Source organism: Agromyces allii (assembly GCF_009749385.1).
In the GTDB taxonomy this organism is placed as follows: Bacteria; Actinomycetota; Actinomycetes; order Actinomycetales; family Microbacteriaceae; genus Agromyces; species Agromyces allii.
The window spans coordinates 114,772-133,631 of the sequence record NZ_WBIN01000010.1 but is presented as its reverse complement, the minus strand read 5'-3'; the positions used below and the strand labels follow the sequence as shown (position 1 = coordinate 133,631).

Below are 18,860 nucleotides of genomic sequence, written 5' to 3'. Positions count from 1 at the left end.
TTGGCGGAGCCCGGCGAGCAGGCGACAGTGGCGGCATGACCACCCTTTCGACCATCGCGTTCCTGACCCCCGGCAACTACGACGACGCCCGCCCCGAGCAGGGCCTCGAGGACACCCTCGCCCTGTTCGAGCACGGCGAGCGCCTGGGCTACGACGGAGCATGGGTGCGTCAGCGGCACCTCGAGCACGGGGTGTCGTCGGCGCCCGTGTTCCTCGCCGCGGCCTCGCAGCGCACGAGTCGCATCCGGCTCGGCATCGGCGTGATCCCGATCGGCTTCGAGAGCCCGTTCCGCCTCGCCGAAGACCTCTCGACGGCCGACGTGCTCTCGGGCGGACGCCTCGAGGTCGGCGTGAGCGCGGGCCGCCCGCCGCACGTCGAGCTCATCGGCGAGCGCGTGTTCGACGGCGACTGGAGCGGGCAGGACTTCTCGCACGCCAGGGTCGACCGGCTGCTCGAGAACCTCTCGGGCGAGTTCATCGGCGACGCCGACACGGTCATCCACTCGCCGGGCAACGTGCAGCGGCCGCGACTGCAGCCGCACGCGGCTGGCCTGCGCGACCGCGTCTGGATCGGCGCGGGTTCGGCGCGGTCGGCCGAATGGGCCGCCGAGCGCGGGCTGGGCCTGCTGACCGGCAACATCGTCTCTGGCGGCCCGGTCGTCGAGGGCGGCCCGTCCGCGTTCGCCGCGACGCAGGCCGACGTGCTCGCCCGCTACCGCGACGCGTACCGGGGCGCGGGCTCGCCGCGGGTCGCCCTCGGCCGGGTCATCGTGCCGACCGACGGCGCCGACCGGGCCACCCGCGCGAAGTACGCCGAGTACCGCGCGAGCCGCGAGGAGCGCACGCGCATCGCCCACGGCGAGCGCCTCACCCAGTTCGCACCCGACCTCATCGGCACGGCCGAGGAGATCCTCGAGCAGCTCGCCGCCGATCCCGTGGTCTCCGCCGCGACCGACCTGCGGCTCGAGCTGCCCTACGAGTTCTCGGTCGAGGACTACCGCCAGATCCTCGACGACGTCGCCTCGCTCATCGCGCCCGAGCTCGGCTGGGCGGGCGGCGGTTCGCGCGCAGGTTCGGCGACGGATGCCGCAGCGCGTGCCGCGGCATCCGGAACCGGTGCTGTCGGCACCGCATCGGCCACGGAGGCCGCCTGATGGTCAGGTACGTGCTGCTGCGGCTGCTGCAGGCCGTCGGCGTGCTCTGGGCCGCGTACACGGTGTCGTTCCTGGTGCTCTACGCGCTGCCCGGCGACCCCGTGACCCTGCTGGCCGGCGCGGATGCGACCGACATCACGCCCGCGCAGCTCGACGCCCTGCGCGCGGAGCTCGGCCTCGACCGCCCGCTCATCGTGCAGTACCTCGACCAGCTCGCCGCCGTGCTTCGCGGCGACCTCGGCACCTCGATCGTCACTGGCCGGCCGGTGACCGAGATCATCGGCGAGGCGCTGCCGCCGACCATCGCGATCGCGGCGTTCGCGCTCGTGATCGCCGTCGTCGCAGGGGCCGGCATCGCGATCGCCGCGAACTACACACGGCACCGCTGGCTGGCCGACGTGCTGCTCGGCCTGCCGCCGCTCGGCGTCGCCGTGCCCGCGTTCTGGTTCGGGCTCATGCTCATCCAGTGGTTCTCGTTCACGGTGCCGATCTTCCCGGCCGTGGGCGACCGCGGCTTCATCTCGCTCGTGCTGCCGGCGATCACGCTCGCCCTGCCGACGGGCGCGACGATCGCGCAGCTGCTCTCGAAGAGCCTCTCGAACACGCTCCGCGAGCCGTACGTCGACACCGCCTGGGCGAAGGGCGCCAGCCGCGCCCGCGTGCACCTCGGCCACGCGCTGAAGAACGCGGCGCTGCCCGCCCTCACCGTCACGGGCCTCATCGTCGGACAGCTGCTCTCGGGCACGGTCGTGACCGAGACCGTGTTCTCCCGACCCGGCATCGGACGCGTCACCGCGGGCGCCGTGCAGCAGCAGGACGTGCCGGTCGTGCAGGGCGTCGTGCTCGTCGCCGCGATCGCGTTCGTGCTCGCCAACCTCGCCGTCGACCTCGTGGCTCCGCTGCTCGATCCGCGCATCGTGACGACGGGCGCGCGATCTCCGCGCCGCGGTGCCGCGGCCGCCGCAGCCCGCCCGGCGGCCCGACCCGCCTCGGCCCGGCCCGCCGCCTCGGCGTCCGGCGCACGGCCCGCGCCCGTGGCATCCGCCACCGCCGTCTCGGCCGCCGCAACGACCCAGGGGGAGCCCGCATGAGCGACACGACCGCCCTCGTGCCCGAACGGCACGAGCAGTCGCAGGACGTCTTCGCGGCGACCGCCGACGCGCGCTTCGCCGACGCGGTGCGCAGCCGCTCGGCCGATGCTGCCCTCCGGGCCGGCCGCGGCATCGGACGCGTGCTGGCCCGGCCCACGCTGCTCATCGCGATCGTGTGGCTCGCGCTCGTCGTGATCGCCGCGATCGCGCCGAACCTGCTCGCGCCCGGCGACCCGCTCGACGGCGTGCCCGCCGACCGTCTGCAGGGCCCGTCCGCCGCGCACTGGTTCGGCACCGACCAGCTCGGCCGCGACCTCTACACGCGCGTCGTGCACGGCACGGCCCTCACGCTCTCGGCCGCGGGCATCGCGGTCGCCGTCGGCCTCGTCGTGGGCACGCTGCTCGGCCTCCTCGCGGGCTTCGTCGGCCGGTTCGTCGACGAGGCCGTCATGCGCCTGGCCGACGTGCTGCTCGCGATCCCCGCGCTGCTGCTCTCGCTCGCGATCATCACCGCACTCGGCTTCGGCACGATCAACGTGGCCGTCGCGGTCGGCTTCGCGAGCATCGCGACCGTCTCGCGCATCTCGCGCTCCGAGGTGCTGCGCGTGCGCAGCTCGGTCTACATCGACGCGGCCAGGGCTTCGGGCGACCGCTGGGGTCGCGTGCTGTTCCGTCACGTGCTGCCGAACTCGGCGGGCCCGGTGCTCGTGCTCGCCGTGCTCGAGTTCGCCGGGGCGATCCTCGCCGTCTCCGCACTGAGCTTCCTCGGCTACGGCGCCCCGCCGCCCGCGCCCGAGTGGGGATCGCTCGTCTCGGGCGGCCGCGACTTCCTGCGGAACGCCTGGTGGCTCACGACGTTCCCGGGTCTCGTGATCGCGGCCACCGTGCTCGCCGCCAACCGGCTCTCGCGAGCCCTCGACACCGAAGGGAGGCGCACGCGATGAGCGCCGAGAACGACCGGACGCCCGACGACCGCACGCCCCTCCTCGAGATCACGAACCTCGCGGTCAGCTACCGCACGGCCGGCGGCACGATCGCCGCGGTCCGCGACGCGAGCCTCACGGTGCACGCCGGCGAGACCGTCGCGATCGTGGGCGAGTCGGGGTCGGGCAAGTCCACGACCGCGCACGCGGTCGTGCAACTGCTGCCGTCGACCGCGTCGATCGCGGGCGGCACCGTGCGGTTCGAAGGGCGCGACGTCACGAAGATCTCGCGCGTCGAGCTCCGCGGCCTTCGCGGGCGCGCCATCGGCTTCGTACCGCAGGACCCCACCGTGAGCCTCAATCCCGTGCAGCGCATCGGGCGTCAGGTCGCCGAGGTGCTCGAAATCCACGGGCTCGCCGACCGGCGCACCGCCGCGGCCCGGGCGATCGACGCGCTCGCCGAGGCCGGCCTGCCCGACCCCGCGCGGCAGGCGCAGCAGTACCCGCACGAGCTCTCGGGCGGCATGCGCCAGCGCGTGCTCATCGCGATCGCGCTCATCGCGCGGCCGGCGCTCGTGATCGCCGACGAGCCCACGAGCGCCCTCGACGTCACCGTGCAGCGCCAGATCCTCGACCGCATCGACCAGCTCAAGCAGGAGCTCGGCACGGCCGTGCTGCTCATCACGCACGATCTGGGCGTCGCGGCCGATCGCGCCGACCGCATCGTCGTCATGTCGCAGGGCGAGGTCGTCGAGCAGGGCACGCCCGCCGAGGTGCTCGGCTCGCCCTCGCACCCCTACACGCGGGCACTCATCGCGGCGGCGCCGAGCCTCGACCTCGACGCCCCGTTCGCCGAGCCGGTTCGGGTGACGGATGCCACGGGGTCGGCGGATGCCTCGGGCGAGACGGATGCCGCAGGGCAGGCGCTCGCCGCGGCATTCGGCCCGCTCGTGGTCGCCCACGACCTCGTGAAGGAGTTCCCGGTGCCGAGAGCGGCGGGCGGCGGCGTGCACCGCGCCGTCGACGGCGTGAGCTTCGCGATCCCGCGCGGACGCACGCTCGCCCTCGTCGGCGAGTCGGGGTCGGGCAAGTCGACGACCGCCCGCCTCGTGCTGCGGCTCGCCGAGCCGACGTCGGGCAGCGTCGAGTTCGACGGCGTCGACCTCACGTCGCTCGGCTCGGGCGCGGTGCGGCGGTTCCGCCGCCGTGCGCAGCTCGTGCACCAGAACCCGTACGCGTCGCTCAACCCGCGGCTGCCGATCGGCCGCATCGTCTCCGACCCGCTCGAGGCGTTCGGCGTCGGCACGCGGGCCGAACGGCGGCGCCGCGTCGAGGAACTGCTCGACGTCGTCGCACTGCCCGCCGGCACGATCGACCGCAAGCCGGCCGAGCTCTCTGGCGGGCAGCGCCAGCGCGTCGCGATCGCGAGGGCCCTCGCCCTCGCGCCCGACCTCGTCGTGCTCGACGAGCCCGTCTCGGCGCTCGACGTGTCGATCCAGGACCAGATCCTGACGCTCCTCACCGAGATCCAGGGCGAGTTCGGGGTGAGCTACCTGTTCATCTCGCACGACCTCGCCGTGGTGCGCCGCATCGCGCACGACGTGATCGTGCTGCGCGACGGCCACGTCGTCGAGGCGGGGGAGACCTCGCGGCTCTTCCGCGATCCACGCGAGGCGTACACGCAGGAGCTCCTCGACGCGATCCCGGGGCGCGCCGCCCGCGCCTGACGGCCGCCCGCGGCATCCGGAACCCGAACCACGAACCCGGCGCCGCGGCATCCGGAACCCGCACGACCGGGACCACAGACCACCCGAACCACACGACCAGCACACCGAACACACCAGGAGAAGCACATGCGCACCACCACACGCTTCGCCGTCGCGGCCATCGCGACGACGACCGTCTTCGCCCTCGCGGGCTGCGCCGACGCCCAGTCGGCCGGCTCGGGCGAATCCACCGCGACCGTCGTCGACGGCGGACAGCTCGCCTTCGCGATCGCGAACGACCCCATCTCGCTGAACCCCTCGGGCACGGGCTCGGGCAACGACACCCTCTACGTGACGCGCCAGCTCGTCGACTCGCTGCTGTACCAGAACCCCGAGAGCGGCCGCCTCGAGCCGTGGCTCGCGAGCGACTGGTCGTCGAACGACGACGCGACCGTCTTCACGTTCACGCTGCGCGACGACGTGACCTTCTCCGACGGCACGCCGCTGACCGCGGCCGACGTCAAGGGCACCTTCGACGACATCATCGCGGCCGGCGCCGCGAGCCAGGCCTCCGCGCTGCTCATCGGCTACGACGAGACCGTCGCCGTCGACGACCACACGGTCGAGGTGCACTTCAGCGTCCCGAACGCCGCGTTCCCGAACTCCACCGCGACCGTCGCCCTCGGCATCGTCGGCGCCGCGACGCTGGAGACCCCCTACGACCAGCGCGCAGACGGCAAGGCCGTCGTCGGCACCGGCGCCTTCACGCTCGGCGAGTACACCAAGGACGTCGAGACCGTGCTCGAGGCCCGCGACGACTACGCCTGGGCCCCCGAGGCCCTCGGCAACGACGGCGCCGCGCACCTCGACGAGGTCGTGTTCCAGGTCGTGCCCGAGGCGAGCGTGCGCACCGGCAGCCTGACCTCCGAGCAGGTCGACGTCATCGGCGGCGTGCAGCCGAACGACGTGCAGACCATCGACGACGCCGGCTTCCCGCTCGTGTACCGCGGCAACCCCGGCGCGACCTTCGGTATCTACTTCAACGAGTCGCGCCCGGCCGTCTCCGACCTCGCCGTGCGCCAGGCCATCGCCGCCGCCATCGACCCCGAGGTCGTGCGCGACACCGCCCTGAACGACCTCTTCGCCGTTGCCACGAGTTCGCTCGCGAAGACCACCCCGGGCTTCGCCGACGAGGGCGACGCGTTCGAGTACGACCCCGAGGCTGCAGCCGACCTGCTCGACGAGGCCGGCTGGACCGAGGGCGCCGACGGCACCCGCTCGAAGGACGGCCAGCCGCTCAGCCTGAAGCTCGCGTGGATCACGAACTTCGGCCCGAACCAGACCTCGCTCGAACTCATCCAGCAGCAGCTGAAGGAGGTCGGCATCACGGTCGAGCTCGTCGGCGGCAGCGTGCCCGAGTTCCTGAAGATCCAGGAGACCGGCGACTTCGACCTGTCGTGGCAGAACCTCTCCCGCGCCGACGGCGACGTGCTGCGCACCACCTACTCGACGGCGGCGAGCAACCGCCTGCACCTCGACGACCCCGAGCTCGAGGCGCTGCTCCAGGAGCAGGCCACCCTCGCCGACGTCGACGCCCGCGACGAGGTGCTCGCCGAGGCCCAGGCGCGCATCGCCGAGCAGGTGCACCAGGTTCCCGTGCACGAGCTCACCTCGATCCTCGGCACGCTGCCGACCGTTCACGGCGTGAGCCTCGGCGCGGACTCGCGCCTCGACTCGCTCGTCGGCGCATGGGAAGAAGCCGAGTGAGCGGCTACTACGAGCCCACGGACCGCAGCTACACCAAGGTCTACAAGGAGCACACGCCCGACATCCTCAAGGCGTTCGCCGACTTCGACGCGACGGTGTTCGCCGCCGAGGGGCGCGAGATCCCGCTGAAGTTCCGCGAGCTCATCGCGCTCGCGGTGTCGATCACCACGCAGTGCTCCTATTGCATCGACGCGCACTCGAAGAACGCGGTCAAGGCCGGCGCCACCGAGGCCGAGCTCGCCGAGTCGGCGTGGGTTGCGACCGCGATCCGCGCGGGCGGCGGGTACGCGCACGGGCGACTCGCGTTCAAGCTCTCCGGATTGCACGAGCACTGATGGGCGAGACGCTGTTGACTGAGACGGTGAGCGAGACTTCCAGCGACGGCAGCGAGGCGGGCGAGACGCTGCTCGAGCGCGAGGCGTTGCACAACATCCGCGAGCTGATCCGCATCGACAGCGTCAACACGGGCGACCTGCGCACCATCGGCGACGGTGAGGCGCGGGCCGCCCGGCTCGTGCAGGCGGCGCTCGCCGAGGTCGGCCTCGAGAGCGAGTTCATCGAGTCCACGCCGGGCCGCGGCAACGTCGTGGCCCGGCTGCGGGGCGCGGGCCCCGACGGCGGCGCGCCAGAGCGGGGTGCACTCGTCGTGCACGCCCACCTCGACGTGGTACCCGTCGACGGGCAGGACTGGCGGCACCCGCCGTTCGGCGCCGAGATCCACGACGGCCTGCTCTACGGGCGCGGCGCGGTCGACATGAAGAACTTCGCGGGCGTGCTCGTCGCGGTCGCACGTTCCTTCGCGCGCGAGGGCTTCGTGCCGCCGCGCGACCTCGTCTTCGCGTTCTTCGCCGACGAGGAGGCGGGCGGCGTCTGGGGAGCCAAGTGGCTTGTCGAGCACCGGCCCGACCTCTTCGAGGGGGCCACCGAGGCGCTCAGCGAGGTCGGCGGGTTCTCGGTGCCGATCCCTGCTGCGGCTGCGGCTTCAGAGCGTTCGGAGGCTCCGGATGCCGGGGCCGCGACAGTTCGGCACCGTCGCGCGTACCTCGTGGCCACCGCCGAGAAGGGCGTCGCCTGGGCGCGGGTCACGGCACGCGGCCGCCCCGGGCACGGCTCGCGTCCGACGACGGACAATCCCGTGGTGCGCATCGGACGCGCGGTCGCCGCGATCGGCGACCACAGGTTCCCGTTCACGCGCACGCCGGCGCTCGAGACGTTCCTCGAACGCTTCGGCGAGGCGCGCGGTCTCGCGTTCCCGGATGCCGCGGCCGACGTCGAGGCCGAGCTCGCCGAGCTCGGCTTCACGGGGTCGCTCCTCGGGGCCGGCGCGCGCGACACGGCGTCGCCGACCGTGCTCGACGCCGGATCCAAGACCAACGTGATCCCGGGCGTCGCCACAGCGAGCCTCGACCTGCGCGTGCTGCCCGGCCACGAGGAGACCTTCGTCGACGAACTGCGCGCCGTCATCGGCCCCGACGTCGAGCTCGAGGTGAGCACGTGGATCGCCCCGATCGCGTCGCCCGTCGACGCACCCATCGTCTCGGCCATGCAGCAGGCGATCGAGGCCGACGACCCCGAAGGGCTCGTCGTGCCGTACCTGCTGCCCGCGAGCACCGACAACAAGCACCTGTCGCGGCTCGGCATCGCCGGCTACGGCTTCGTGCCCCTGCGCGTGCCCGACGGCTTCGACGTGTTCGGCCAGTTCCACACGGCCGACGAGCACATCCCGGTCGACGCGCTCGCATTCTCGGCCCGCGTCACGGAGCGGCTGCTGCGGCTCGCCTGAGCCGCCCGCGCCGAGGCGCGTGCGCCCGCCCGCGCGCCGACGTGCGCGCGGGGTCGGGACCCGGAGGTCAGGCCTCGAGGTCGGCCGTCAGGAACTCGGCGAGGCGGCGCCGCAGCCGGGCGCCGATGTCGATGCCGGTCGGGTCGATGAGCCACTGGATCTGGAGCCCGTCGATGAGGGCGATGAGGTCTCGTGCGACCCCGTCGAGGTCGCGGCCCGGCCGCAGCAGTCCGCGGGAGGCCGCTTCACCCAGGGCGTGGTCGATGTCGGCCTCGAGCCAGCGGTACCGGTCGACGAAGTAGCCGTGGGCCGGATGCCCGGGGTCGGCCGCCTCGGTGGAGAGCGTGGCGAACAGCTGGACGAGCTCGCGTTGCCCGGCGTTCGCGTCGACGAGACGGAGGAGATGCCGGAAGTAGTCGATCCCGTCGCGCTGCGGGTCCGCTCCCTCGAAGTACCGCACGCCGTTGACCCGGTCGCGTTCCTCGAGCACCGCGGCGAGGAGCGACTCCTTGGTGGGGAAGTGGTGGAGGAGGCCGGCTCGCGAGATGCCGACGGCCGCGGCGATCTGCACCATGCTTGCGCCTCGGTAGGAGTCGGAGGCGAACACCGAGAACGCCGTCTCGATGATCTCGGCGCGACGCCGCTCGCCCTTCGGGTACGAGTTCGCGACGCGTTCGGCGGCGGTCGGATCTGCGCGGGCGTCGTTCATGGTCGGTTCGAATGTAGCGGGGCGGGGGCGAGCCTGCGAGACGCATGGAAGATCGCCCAGGCGGCGGCCGCGGCGAGCACCTCGCCGACGGGGAGTGCGACCCAGACAGCCTGCGGCCAGAGCAGACCGAACGTCAGCACCAGCGGGATCTTCAGGCCGATCAGGGTTCCGACCGAGATCGCGTACGACGGCGCCGGTCGACCGAGCGCCTGGAAGTAGGCCGAGAGCAGGGGTGCGACGCCCGTGAAGACGAAGCCGATCGAGATGACGCGGAGCGCGGTCGTGGCCGTCGAGACGGCGGCCGGATCGGTCAGGAACGCTGAGACGAGCGGTTCGGCGCCGGTCATCACGACGAGGGTGGCGATCGCGCCCGCGGCGAGGGTCGCGCGCGTCGCGAGCGTGCGCGTGCGCTCGACGCGCTCCTCGAGGCCTCGGCCGGCGTTGAAGCCGACGATCGGCTGCATGCCCTGGGTGATGCCCGTCTGCGGCATCGAGACGAAGGTCTGCACCCTGGCGCAGACCGCGTACGCGGCCAGCGCCGCAACGCCCACCGTCGCCAGCGTCGCGTTGACGAGGATCGCGAGGACCGTCGCGCCGAGTCCGAGCAGGAACGACGGCGCGCCGATCGAGGCGAGCGCGCCGATCGTGGCCGGGTTCGGACGCAGGTGCCGCAGTCGGATCCGGTAGGGCCGACGCCGCTGGAGGAAGAAGAACCAGATCGCCATCGCGGCCGACACCGCCTGCCCTCCGACGGTTCCCACTGCGGCCCCGATCACGCCGAGGTGGAACCCGAAGATGAGGATCGGGTCGAGGACGATCTGCACGAGCACCGGCACGGCCCACAGCAGCGTGGAGAACAGCATCCGGCCCTCGGCGCGCACGATCGCCGAGAAGCCGGTCGCGACGATCGCGCCGCCGATGAGCACGGCGCCGTAGGTGCGGGCGTCGGGCAGCGTCTCGGCGGTCGCGCCCAGCATCCGCAGGATCGGGTCGAGGAAGAGGAGCCCGAACACGGAGACGACGACGGCGGTCGCCCAGTAGACGACGAACGCGTTGCCGGCCGCGCGGGCCGCGCCATCGGGGTCGCGAGCGCCGAGGCGTCGCGACACGAGGGATGCGCCGCCGACGCCGACCGTGGTCGCGACCGCGCCGAACAGCAGCAGCACCGGGGCGACGAGGTTGACGGCGGCCAGCGCGGTCTCGCCGACCCCGCGCGCGACGAACCAGGCGTTGGTCAGCGCGTAGACCCCGTAGACCCCCACCGACAGGGTCGTCTGCGAGCACGCCCACCACAGCAACCGCCCGAGGGGCCTCGTGGCGAGGTCCTCGGCACGGTCGCGTGTGGCGGCGTCCGTCACGGAGCGACCCTGGCCCGACCGAGTGCGGCCATCACGGTGTCGAGCGACCTGCGGCCGAAGTCGTAGTCTCCGGCGTCGGTGTGGCCGCGGTACTTCGTCTCGACGACCATGATGACCGCGAGGTAGAGCGAGTAGAGGCGGCGACGCACGCGTTCGGTCTCGGTCAGCGCCGCGATGCCGAATCCGGCCATGAAGTCGGTCGGGTCGTCGAACTCGGGCAGGTCCAGTCCGGTCAGGCCCGCCTCCATGAGCGGGTCGCCGAAGACCGCGCGCTCGTGGTCGAGGATCGCGACGATGCGTCCGTCGCGGATCATCGAGTTCTTCGTCCAGAGATCCAGCTCGACCAGCCGGGGCTCGGTCACCTCGTCGAGCGACGCCGCGTGCTCCGCGAGGACGGCTCGGATCTCGTCCGGTTCCCAGCCGAGGTCGATGCCGACACGCTCGCCGTCGGCGAGCGTGTCCTCGATCATGGTCGTGAACGCCGCCCGCCAGGTCGTCTCGCCGCCGCCCAGCAGCGGGCCGAACCACGGCCCGACGATCGAGTTGATCTCGCGATTGAGGGCGCCGAGCTCGCGGTTGCCGGCGGCGACGACCTCGGGCGAGAACCGTCCGGCCGCCGTCGCGAATCCGAAGTTCTCGGCATCCACGTACTCCATGAAGAACAGGTCGGCGTCGACGACCTCGTGCGTGAGGTCCACGTGGTCGACCCGCGGCACGGGCACCGAGGTGTGCGTCGCGACGAGGCGGAGCGCCTCGAGCTCGGCGCGCATCATGTCCTGCTCGCGGGTGAGCACCGCGATGTCGGCGGGCGGCGCGATCTTCAGCACGACCTGTCGACCGTCGCGGAGCCGGATGCGGTAGGCGACGTTGAACCAGCCCTCCGTCATCTCGTGCGCGAACCCGGCACCCTGCGGCACCTGGTCGGAGCCGTACGCGCGTTCGATCAGCCGCCGCAGGACGTCGGGTGTCTGCCGGTTCTTCGTGATGCTCTCCATCGAGTCCTCTCGGGTGTCGGCGCCGCCTGCGGCGCAGCGATGAGAGCGAGGATAGCAAGAAACCAACAGGTATGTCTGTTTTCTCGTCCCGCCCGGGAGCATGCTGCCGGACACGACCGCCCGAGCCCGATGAGACCTCTCATGACGCCCGACATGTCGCCGTGCGGCGGAATGAGACGGCCTGTTGCGCCCCCTTACCGAGCGCGTCGGGCGACGCTCGCGACATCCGCCCCCTCCACCTAGCGTCGAGCCATGCCGAACACGACACCGCCACGAGGGGGACGACGATGACCAGACTCATCATCGGCGCGATGGTGCGCGCGATCGGCGCCTACCCGTCGGGCTGGCGCTACCCGGGTGCGCACCGCGACCCGCGCCACGACGCCGGCGTGCTGCGCCTGACCGCGCGCCTGGCCGAGGAGGCCCGGCTCGACTACCTGTTCTTCGGCGACTGGCTCGCGACGGGTCACGACCTCGAGCACCGCGACCCGTACCTCGTCGCGCGCATCGACCCGCTGTCGACGATCTCGCACCTCGCCGCCGTGACCGACCGCATCGGCCTCATCGCGACGGTCGACTCGACCTACGCAGACCCGTACACGGTCGCGCGGGCGACCGCCTCGATCGACCTGCTCTCGGGCGGGCGCGCGGGCCTCAACCTCGTCACCTCGGCCGATCCGCGCGCCGCGCTGAACCACGGCGTCGACTTCGAGCGGGTGAACTCCACCCGGTACGAGCGGGCCGTCGAGTTCGAGGCCGTGCTGCGCCGGCTGTGGGACTCCTTCGACGACGACGCGATCGTGGCGGATGCCGCGACGGGCCGCTTCCTCGCCCCCGGCAGCCTGCACGAGACCGGGTTCCGCGGCGAGCACGTGCGTTCCGCGGGGCCGCTGAACGTGCTGCGCCCCGTGCAGGGGCACCTGCCGATCGTGCGCTCGGGCGGATCGCCGCGTTCGCAGCTCATCGCGGCGCAGAGCGCCGACCTCGCCCTCGTCGCGGCGAACGACCTCGCGCACGCGGTGTCGGTGCGCGAGGAGCTGCGCGCCCTCGCGTTCGAGTCCGGACGCGACGACCGCACGCTCAAGGTCATCGCCCCCGTGCTGCCGATCGTGGGCGAGACGCGCGCCGACGCCCAGCAGCTCGCCGACGAGCTCTCGGAGCTCATGCAGCTCGTCGAGGACTGGCCCGACGGGCCGCCGCCCGGGTTCCCCGTGTCGCGCTCGCTCGCGAGCCTGTCGCCGCTCGTCGGCGTCGACCTCACGGGCCGTTCGCCCGACCTCGCGGTGACCCCGGCGATCGCGGAGCAGTTCGGCGGGGCCGGACAGCAGCTCGTCGAGATCGTCGCCGAGCGCACCGGGCGCACGCCGGGCGGCACCCGCCCGCCGACGCTGCGGCACCTCGTCGTCGCCGCGGCCGTGAACGCCCCGATCATCGTGGGCACGGCCGCCGACATCGCCGGCGAGTTCGAGACCTGGGGCGAGGCGGGCGCGGTCGACGGCTTCAACGTGCTCTCGGCGGTGCAGCCCTCGCAGTTCGAGGCCTTCACCACGCTCGTGGCGCCCGAGCTCGTTCGCCGCGGGGTGCTGCCCCCGGCGTACGAGGGCGAGACGCTGCGCGAGCACCTCGGGCTCGAGCGGCCCGAGAGCAGCTTCGCGCGTCCGAGCTACGCGGGCGCCTTCATCTGAGGCGGTGGCGTCCGGCGGTGGCGCTCGTCTCGAGACCCACCCGACGGAGGGGTTCGTGACCGAATGTTGCACCTCGTGACCACGTGCGACGCCGGCCGGTTGTCGCCCTCGCCACCCCGGTCGTAGGTTCGACGCCAGACCGGCAATTGGAGCATCCGTGATCGACACCGCAACCCGCACCGACGTGCGCGACTCGGTGCGCTCGGATGCCGCGGGCGGCCCGCTCGACGCGACATCGCCGCTCGCCCCGCTCACAGACGCCGGCCTCGAGGTGCCCGTGCTCGGCGGCGCGACGGTGCGGCACGTGAACCTCGACGTCGCGGCATCCGCCCCGGCGCTGCAGGCCGTCGCGGCGCACGTCGCGCGCGTGCTGCCCTACTACTCGAGCGTGCACCGCGGCAGCGGCTACCCGTCGCAGGCCGCGACGGCGCTCGTCGAAGACGCCCGCGTGAGCGTCGCCCGCCACGTCGGCGCGCGCGACGGCGACGTCGTGGTCTTCACCCGCAACACGACCGAGGCCCTGAACCTGCTCGCCACCGCGGTGCCCGGCGACGTCGTGGTGCTCGACATCGAGCACCACGCGAACCTGCTGCCGTGGCGCGATCGGCGCGTGGTCGTCGCGCGCCGGAGCATCGCCGAGACGCTCGTCGCGCTCGAGGCCGAGCTCGCCTCGCGCCCCGCCGCGCTGCTATCGGTGACCGGCGCATCCAACGTCACGGGCGAGGTGCTCCCGCTCGCCGAGCTCGCGCGCGTCGCACACGCCCACGGCGCCCGCATCGCCGTCGACGCCGCGCAGCTGCTGCCGCACCGACGCGTCGACCTCGCGGCATCCGACCTCGACTACCTCGCGTTCTCGGGGCACAAGGCCTATGCGCCGTTCGGCGCGGGTGCGCTCATCGGCCGGACCGACTGGCTCGACGCGGCACCGGCGTTCCTGGCCGGCGGCGGCGCGGTCGAGAACGTCGCCATCGAGCAGGTCGAGTGGAAGACCGGCCCCGACCGCCACGAGGCGGGCACCCCGAACGTCGTCGGCATCGCGGCCCTCGCCCGCGCGCTCATGGAGCTCGAACGCCTCGGCGACGCCGAGCGCGAGGCGCATGAGGCCGGGCTCACGGCCCGCCTGCACGACGGACTCGCGTCGCTGCCGGGCGTGCGCGTCATCCGCGGATTCGACGACGCGACCGATCGCCTCGCCATCGCCACCGTCGAGCTCGACCACGGTTCGGTCGGCCTCGTCGCCGCGGCGCTCGGCGCCGAGCACGGCATCTCGGTGCGCGCCGGGCGTTTCTGCGCTCACCCCTTCTTCGACCGCGTCTCGAGCCGATCGAACGGGCTCCGCGCGAGCCTCGGCGCCGGCTCGACGACCGACGACGTCGACCGCTTCGTCGCCGCGCTCGGGCAGCTCGTGGCCGAGGGACCCGCATTCGAGTACTCGCGGTCGCCCGAGGGCTGGTGCCCCGTGGTCGACGACCGCCCGCGCGTCTCGTTCGACTGAGGCCCGGGCGCCCCGCCTTTGCCGGCGCCCGTCGTAAGCCTGCGGCGGGCGCGCCCGGTGCGTGAGCCTGCGGCGCGCGCCCGCGACTTCCCAGCCGCGCGTCAATACGATGACGGTATGCGTGCGGCGAGGATCACCGGGGGGCTGGGTGCGCTCGTCGCCCTGGTCCTGTTGAGCGGCTGCGCCGTGAACGAGCGAGACCAGCAGGCGAGCGCCCTCTCCGGCACGATCGACGGCGCGGGCTCCTCGGCGCAGGCCTCGGCGCAGGAGGTCTGGATCGCGGGCTTCCAGACCGCGAACGGCAGCGCGACCGTCAACTACGACCCCGCCGGATCTGGCGCCGGACGCGACCAGTTCCTCATCGGCGCCGTCGCGTTCGCGGGCAGCGATGCGGCGCTCGATCCCGACCAGACCGCCGGCGACGTCGGTCGCTGCACGGCCGGCGCGGGCGCGGTCGACCTGCCGCTCTACGTGTCGCCCATCGCGCTCGCGTTCAACATCGCCGGCGTCGACGAACTGCGCCTCGACGCGGCATCCGTCGCCCGGATCTTCAGCGGCGACATCGACCGCTGGAACGATCCCGCGCTCGTCGCCCTGAACCCCGACGCGGCCCTGCCCGGCGCGCGCATCACGGCCGTGCACCGCTCCGACGACTCGGGCACGACCGAGAACTTCACCGACTTCCTGCACGAGGCCGCGCCCGCCGACTGGCCGGACGAGCCGTCGGGCACGTTCCCGTACGAGGGCGAGGCCGCGCAGGGCAGTTCGGGCGTCGCCTCGGTGATCCGCGACGGCGTCGACGTCATCGGCTACCTCGACGCCTCGCGCGCGACCGACATGGGCGTCGCGCAGCTCGCGGTCGGCGATGACTTCGTCAAGCCGACGCCCGAGGCCGCCGCCGCCATCCTCGACGTCTCGCCCATGCAGTCCGGCCGCGCCGACGACGACCTCGTGATCGACATCGACCGGGCGACGGATGCCGCGGGCGCCTACCCGCTCGTGCTCGTGAGCTACGTGATCACGTGCCGCAGCTACACCGATGCGGGCACGGGCGAGCTCGTCGGCGCCTACCTCGACTGGGTCGCGAGCGAAGCGGGTCAGGACGCCGCGGCGCAGGATGCCGGTTCCTCGCCGATCTCGGCGGCGCTCCGTGAACGCGTGCAGGCGGTCGTCGACACGATCGGCTGACGGACGGACGGGCTGCCCGAGCGCCGCCCGCCTTCGTAGACTGGACGGGTTCGACGAATCACGGGGGACCCATGCAGGCGCTGACCGAGGCCGAGGTGCGCGACGCGTTGCGCAACGCCTCGGAGGCCGAGCTCGCGCAACTCTCGCTGCCGGTGTCGTTCTTCGTGACCGAGTGGGCGCACCTCGACGCGTTCGCCTGGCGCGACCCGCGCATCCCGGGCCGCGGCTACCTCGTGACCGAGCTCGACGGTGCGCCGGTCGGCATCGTGCTCCGTGCACCCTCGTCGAGCGGATCGCACCACCGCGCCGCGATCTGCAACCTGTGCCACACCCAGCAGCCCGCCGACCAGGTCGCGATGGTCTCGGCCCGTCGCGCCGGCCCGGCCGGCGAGCGCGGCGACAGCGTCGGCATCTACATGTGCAGCGACCTCGCCTGCCAGGACACCGTGCGCCTCGGCCGTCCCGCGGCGCCCTCCGAGGTCATGCCGAGCCTGCGCGAGCTCGAGAGCATCGACGGCCTCGCCCGCCGCACAAGGGCGTTCGTCGCGAACGTGGTCGAGACCGGCTGACGGGGCCGAAGGGAGCAGGTCGACGATGACGTCCTCCGATCGTTCCGAGCTCGAGGCCCGCGTGGCGGCGCTTCGACGCATCGTCTACGGCACGCCCGACGGGCACCTGGGCGCGGCTGCGGCGGAGCTCGAGTCGGCGGAGGCGGAACTCGCGCGTTCGGCCTCGGCCGGTGGAGCGCAGCAGTCGCCGGCGATGCCGGAACGCGGCGCGCTCACGGTGCTCGACCGGGTGCAGCGGACGGACGTCGTCGACGTGGTCGACGTGGTCGACGTGGTCGACGCCGACGACGCGGCGGGCGACGCGTCGGAGACGGGCGAGGCCGCGCGGACCGGTGTTCCGACCGGCAGGCGCCGCCGGGCGCTGATCGTGGTCGCCGTGGCCGCCGCCCTCGGCGTGGTCGCGCTGCTCGGTCCGCTTCGCGAGCTCGCGGAACCTCCGAGGGGTCTGGAGATCTTCGATCGGGCACCGGATCCGTCGCAGGCGCTCCTGCCGGGAATCGACGACATCCTGACGCCCGAGTCGCTCGCGTCGGTGCGGTACATCGGCGCCGGGGTGGGGTACGACGCGTGGGTGTTCCGCGATCGGGGCGACGTGTGCATGACGCTGCAGCGTCAGAACTGGAGCGGATCGGGCACGACGTGCATCGCGGAGTCCGACTTCGCCAGGACCGGCATCCGGCAGCTCGTGCGGTACGAGCAGCTGCGCGATGTGCTGCGGCCCGTGGGGGTCGGGCCGGGCGACGGCGTGGAGTTCGCGTGGACCGCCGACTCGACCGAGCTCGAGTGGTCGATGCGGCGATAGTGCAGGGTCCCCGCTCAGCGCGGCTGTGTACACTCGGCGCTTGTGAGTCAGACCGTTCCGTTCTCGATGCCCCTGGGGCGTCTGGAGGTCGTCGGCGTTCTCGAAGCCGGCAGGAGAGGGCCGTCGCGCCCGTGAACTCCCGCGCCTCGGCGCGATCGACTGCCTGAGCCGCGCTCGCCGCTCAGGCTCTCCACTCGGAACCGAACCCAACACGTCGGGTCGCACAAACGACCCGGCACCACGAAGGACTCATCATCATGCTGCCCATCGACGGCGCGCGCATCCGCGCCTCATTCATCAACGCCTCCCAGCGCGAACGCGCTGCGGCGACCCTGCCCGCCGACTTCGCGACCCTCCAGTGGGATGCGTTCGACTTCCTCGGATGGCGCGACCCCAAGCTGCCGAAGGTCGGCTACGTCGTGACCGAGACCGTCGACGGCCTCGTCGGCATCATGCTGCGCCAGGCCGAGGGCCGCATCCGCACGCGCCCGCAGTGCTCGTGGTGCGAAGACGTGACCCTGCCGAACGACGTGGTGTTCTACACGGCCAAGCGCTCGGGCGCGGCCGGCCGCAACGGCGACACCGTCGGCACGCTCGCGTGCGCGGGCTTCGAGTGCTCGCGCAACGTGCGACGCCTGCCGCCCGTGGCGTACATCGGGTTCGACGTCGAGGCCGCGCGGCGCCAGCGCATCGAGGCGCTGCGCGAGCATGTGTCGGGCTTCGTGCAGGCTGTGCGCGACGGCTCCTGACGCGTCAGTGCGCGGAGTCCGGCGTGAGCGGTTCGAGCGTGGCGCGCTTGGCCGTGCGGCCGTCGCCAGAGGAGCGGCCGGTGAGGCGGCGGCCGATCCACGGCAGCACGAACTCTCGGTAGTAGGCGGCGGTGTTGCGGCTGCGCGGCCCCGCGGGGGCGGCGGCGACCTCGGCCACGCCCCACTCGTCGGGCACCGGCACGCCGATCGCGGTGAGCACGTTGCTCGCGACGCGTGCGTGACCGAGCGAGTTCAGGTGCAGCTTGTCGGCCGACCAGTAGCGGATGTCGCGCAGGCCCCGGTCGTTGAAGTTGTCGACGAACGTGACGCCGTCGAGCTCGGCGAGGTCGGAGAGCGCCTCGGTCAGGCGCACGCCGCGCGTGTCGAACACCTTGCCGAGCGGGAGGTGTTCGGTGGGGTTCGCGCCGCTCAGCATGAGCACGTGGATGCCCTCCTCGCGGATGCGGTGCACGGCCTGGCGGAACCGGCCGGCCACGCGCTCCTCGGGCATGCGGGGCCGCAGCATGTCGTTGCCGCCGCCGTTGAAGCTGATGACCTCGGGCTTCAGGGCGATTGCGACCTCGAGCTGCTCGTCGACGATGGGGCCGAGCTTGCGGCCGCGGATCGCGAGGTTCGCGTAGCCGATGGGTTCGCGCGCCGCGATGGCGAGGCCCATGGCGACGAAGTCGGCCCAGCCGCGCACGCTGCCGTCGGGCAGTTCGTCGCCGACGCCCTCGGTGAAGCTGTCGCCGATCGCCGCATAGGAGTGGAACATGCGCTCAACGCTACCTTTCCATGGCGCAGCGGCGGGCGCACCGCTAGGGTGTCCGAAGTGGGTCAGCTGACCCACTTCGGATCTTCGATGGCGAGGTACCAGTGGTCGACG

General features: G+C 72.9%; 17 protein-coding genes. 13 read left to right on the top strand and 4 right to left on the bottom strand.

The genetic code is table 11. From position 1 onward, the window contains the following. The first annotated feature begins 35 nt into the window (after window positions 1–35). From GQR16_RS13315 to GQR16_RS13285, 7 genes are all read left to right on the top strand, one after another. The gene (locus GQR16_RS13315; RefSeq protein WP_157415638.1) at window positions 36–1,154 is read left to right on the top strand and encodes an LLM class flavin-dependent oxidoreductase; all 1,119 of its coding nucleotides are present in this window, start codon (window positions 36–38) and stop codon (window positions 1,152–1,154) included. After that, a complete protein-coding gene (locus tag GQR16_RS13310) occupies window positions 1,154–2,245 on the top strand; it encodes an ABC transporter permease (RefSeq protein ID WP_157415637.1) in 1,092 nt (363 codons plus the stop codon). Before GQR16_RS13315 ends, GQR16_RS13310 begins: the two co-directional genes overlap by 1 nt. After that, window positions 2,242–3,189, top strand: a complete 948-nt coding sequence (locus GQR16_RS13305; protein ID WP_157415636.1) for an ABC transporter permease — start codon at window positions 2,242–2,244, stop codon at window positions 3,187–3,189. The genes GQR16_RS13310 and GQR16_RS13305 overlap by 4 nt, the downstream gene beginning before the upstream one ends. Next, window positions 3,186–4,895 (top strand): dipeptide ABC transporter ATP-binding protein, encoded by a 1,710-nt coding sequence (locus GQR16_RS13300; RefSeq protein WP_157415635.1) that lies wholly within the window; start codon window positions 3,186–3,188, stop codon window positions 4,893–4,895. The genes GQR16_RS13305 and GQR16_RS13300 overlap by 4 nt, the downstream gene beginning before the upstream one ends. Window positions 4,896–5,021: 126 nt before the next feature. Further along, window positions 5,022–6,641 carry an ABC transporter substrate-binding protein gene (locus GQR16_RS13295; RefSeq protein WP_157415634.1) on the top strand — a complete coding sequence of 540 codons (1,620 nt, stop codon included), beginning with the start codon at window positions 5,022–5,024 and terminating at the stop codon, window positions 6,639–6,641. Next, complete coding sequence (locus GQR16_RS13290; protein ID WP_157415633.1) at window positions 6,638–6,976, top strand: carboxymuconolactone decarboxylase family protein; 339 nt, start codon at window positions 6,638–6,640, stop codon at window positions 6,974–6,976. Before GQR16_RS13295 ends, GQR16_RS13290 begins: the two co-directional genes overlap by 4 nt. A gap of 26 nt (window positions 6,977–7,002) precedes the next feature. Then, window positions 7,003–8,424: a M20/M25/M40 family metallo-hydrolase gene (locus tag GQR16_RS13285; protein ID WP_246200821.1), complete on the top strand. Its 1,422-nt coding sequence runs from the start codon at window positions 7,003–7,005 to the stop codon at window positions 8,422–8,424. Between the two features lie 67 nt (window positions 8,425–8,491). Here the strand turns inward: GQR16_RS13285 and GQR16_RS13280 are convergent, their stop codons facing one another. The 3 genes from GQR16_RS13280 to GQR16_RS13270 are packed head-to-tail and all read right to left on the bottom strand — an operon-like array spanning window position 8,492 to window position 11,486. Next, window positions 8,492–9,133, bottom strand: coding sequence for a TetR/AcrR family transcriptional regulator (locus GQR16_RS13280; RefSeq protein WP_157415631.1), 642 nt, complete (start codon window positions 9,131–9,133; stop codon window positions 8,492–8,494). Then, on the bottom strand, window positions 9,130–10,491 hold the full coding sequence (locus tag GQR16_RS13275; RefSeq protein WP_157415630.1) for an MATE family efflux transporter: 1,362 nt from the start codon (window positions 10,489–10,491) through the stop codon (window positions 9,130–9,132). Before GQR16_RS13275 ends, GQR16_RS13280 begins: the two co-directional genes overlap by 4 nt. After that, window positions 10,488–11,486, bottom strand: a complete 999-nt coding sequence (locus tag GQR16_RS13270) for a phosphotransferase family protein (RefSeq protein ID WP_157415629.1) — start codon at window positions 11,484–11,486, stop codon at window positions 10,488–10,490. Before GQR16_RS13270 ends, GQR16_RS13275 begins: the two co-directional genes overlap by 4 nt. Before the next feature lie 287 nt (window positions 11,487–11,773). On the opposite strand from GQR16_RS13270, the gene GQR16_RS13265 reads away from it, so the two are divergent. The 6 genes from GQR16_RS13265 (at window position 11,774) to GQR16_RS13240 (ending at window position 17,974) form a co-directional block, all read left to right on the top strand. Then, on the top strand, window positions 11,774–13,171 hold the full coding sequence (locus tag GQR16_RS13265; RefSeq protein WP_157415628.1) for an NtaA/DmoA family FMN-dependent monooxygenase: 1,398 nt from the start codon (window positions 11,774–11,776) through the stop codon (window positions 13,169–13,171). Between the two features lie 157 nt (window positions 13,172–13,328). After that, window positions 13,329–14,666, top strand: coding sequence for an aminotransferase class V-fold PLP-dependent enzyme (locus tag GQR16_RS13260; protein WP_211373513.1), 1,338 nt, complete (start codon window positions 13,329–13,331; stop codon window positions 14,664–14,666). 117 nt (window positions 14,667–14,783) lie between these two features. Beyond that, window positions 14,784–15,854, top strand: coding sequence for a phosphate ABC transporter substrate-binding protein PstS (locus GQR16_RS13255; RefSeq protein ID WP_157415627.1), 1,071 nt, complete (start codon window positions 14,784–14,786; stop codon window positions 15,852–15,854). A 71-nt stretch (window positions 15,855–15,925) separates the two neighbouring features. After that, window positions 15,926–16,423, top strand: a complete 498-nt coding sequence (locus GQR16_RS13250; RefSeq protein WP_157415626.1) for an FBP domain-containing protein — start codon at window positions 15,926–15,928, stop codon at window positions 16,421–16,423. A 25-nt stretch (window positions 16,424–16,448) separates the two neighbouring features. Continuing rightward, the gene (locus GQR16_RS13245; protein ID WP_157415625.1) at window positions 16,449–17,225 is read left to right on the top strand and encodes a hypothetical protein; all 777 of its coding nucleotides are present in this window, start codon (window positions 16,449–16,451) and stop codon (window positions 17,223–17,225) included. 257 nt (window positions 17,226–17,482) lie between these two features. Further along, window positions 17,483–17,974 (top strand): FBP domain-containing protein, encoded by a 492-nt coding sequence (locus GQR16_RS13240; RefSeq protein WP_157415624.1) that lies wholly within the window; start codon window positions 17,483–17,485, stop codon window positions 17,972–17,974. A 4-nt stretch (window positions 17,975–17,978) separates the two neighbouring features. Here GQR16_RS13240 and GQR16_RS13235 read toward each other — a convergent pair whose 3' ends face one another. After that, the gene (locus GQR16_RS13235) at window positions 17,979–18,749 is read right to left on the bottom strand and encodes an SGNH/GDSL hydrolase family protein (RefSeq protein ID WP_157415623.1); all 771 of its coding nucleotides are present in this window, start codon (window positions 18,747–18,749) and stop codon (window positions 17,979–17,981) included. Between the last annotated feature and the right edge of the window lie 111 nt (window positions 18,750–18,860).

Coding starts and splice junctions, on each gene's coding strand:
- GQR16_RS13255 (WP_157415627.1), top strand. CDS start 14,784: ATGCGTGCGGCGAGGATCACCGGGGGGCTGGGTGCGCTCGTCGCCCTG.
- GQR16_RS13245 (WP_157415625.1), top strand. CDS start 16,449: ATGACGTCCTCCGATCGTTCCGAGCTCGAGGCCCGCGTGGCGGCGCTT.
- GQR16_RS13235 (WP_157415623.1), bottom strand. CDS start 18,749: ATGTTCCACTCCTATGCGGCGATCGGCGACAGCTTCACCGAGGGCGTC.
- GQR16_RS13250 (WP_157415626.1), top strand. CDS start 15,926: ATGCAGGCGCTGACCGAGGCCGAGGTGCGCGACGCGTTGCGCAACGCC.
- GQR16_RS13315 (WP_157415638.1), top strand. CDS start 36: ATGACCACCCTTTCGACCATCGCGTTCCTGACCCCCGGCAACTACGAC.
- GQR16_RS13305 (WP_157415636.1), top strand. CDS start 2,242: ATGAGCGACACGACCGCCCTCGTGCCCGAACGGCACGAGCAGTCGCAG.
- GQR16_RS13265 (WP_157415628.1), top strand. CDS start 11,774: ATGACCAGACTCATCATCGGCGCGATGGTGCGCGCGATCGGCGCCTAC.
- GQR16_RS13310 (WP_157415637.1), top strand. CDS start 1,154: ATGGTCAGGTACGTGCTGCTGCGGCTGCTGCAGGCCGTCGGCGTGCTC.
- GQR16_RS13270 (WP_157415629.1), bottom strand. CDS start 11,486: ATGGAGAGCATCACGAAGAACCGGCAGACACCCGACGTCCTGCGGCGG.
- GQR16_RS13300 (WP_157415635.1), top strand. CDS start 3,186: ATGAGCGCCGAGAACGACCGGACGCCCGACGACCGCACGCCCCTCCTC.
- GQR16_RS13295 (WP_157415634.1), top strand. CDS start 5,022: ATGCGCACCACCACACGCTTCGCCGTCGCGGCCATCGCGACGACGACC.
- GQR16_RS13280 (WP_157415631.1), bottom strand. CDS start 9,133: ATGAACGACGCCCGCGCAGATCCGACCGCCGCCGAACGCGTCGCGAAC.
- GQR16_RS13240 (WP_157415624.1), top strand. CDS start 17,483: ATGCTGCCCATCGACGGCGCGCGCATCCGCGCCTCATTCATCAACGCC.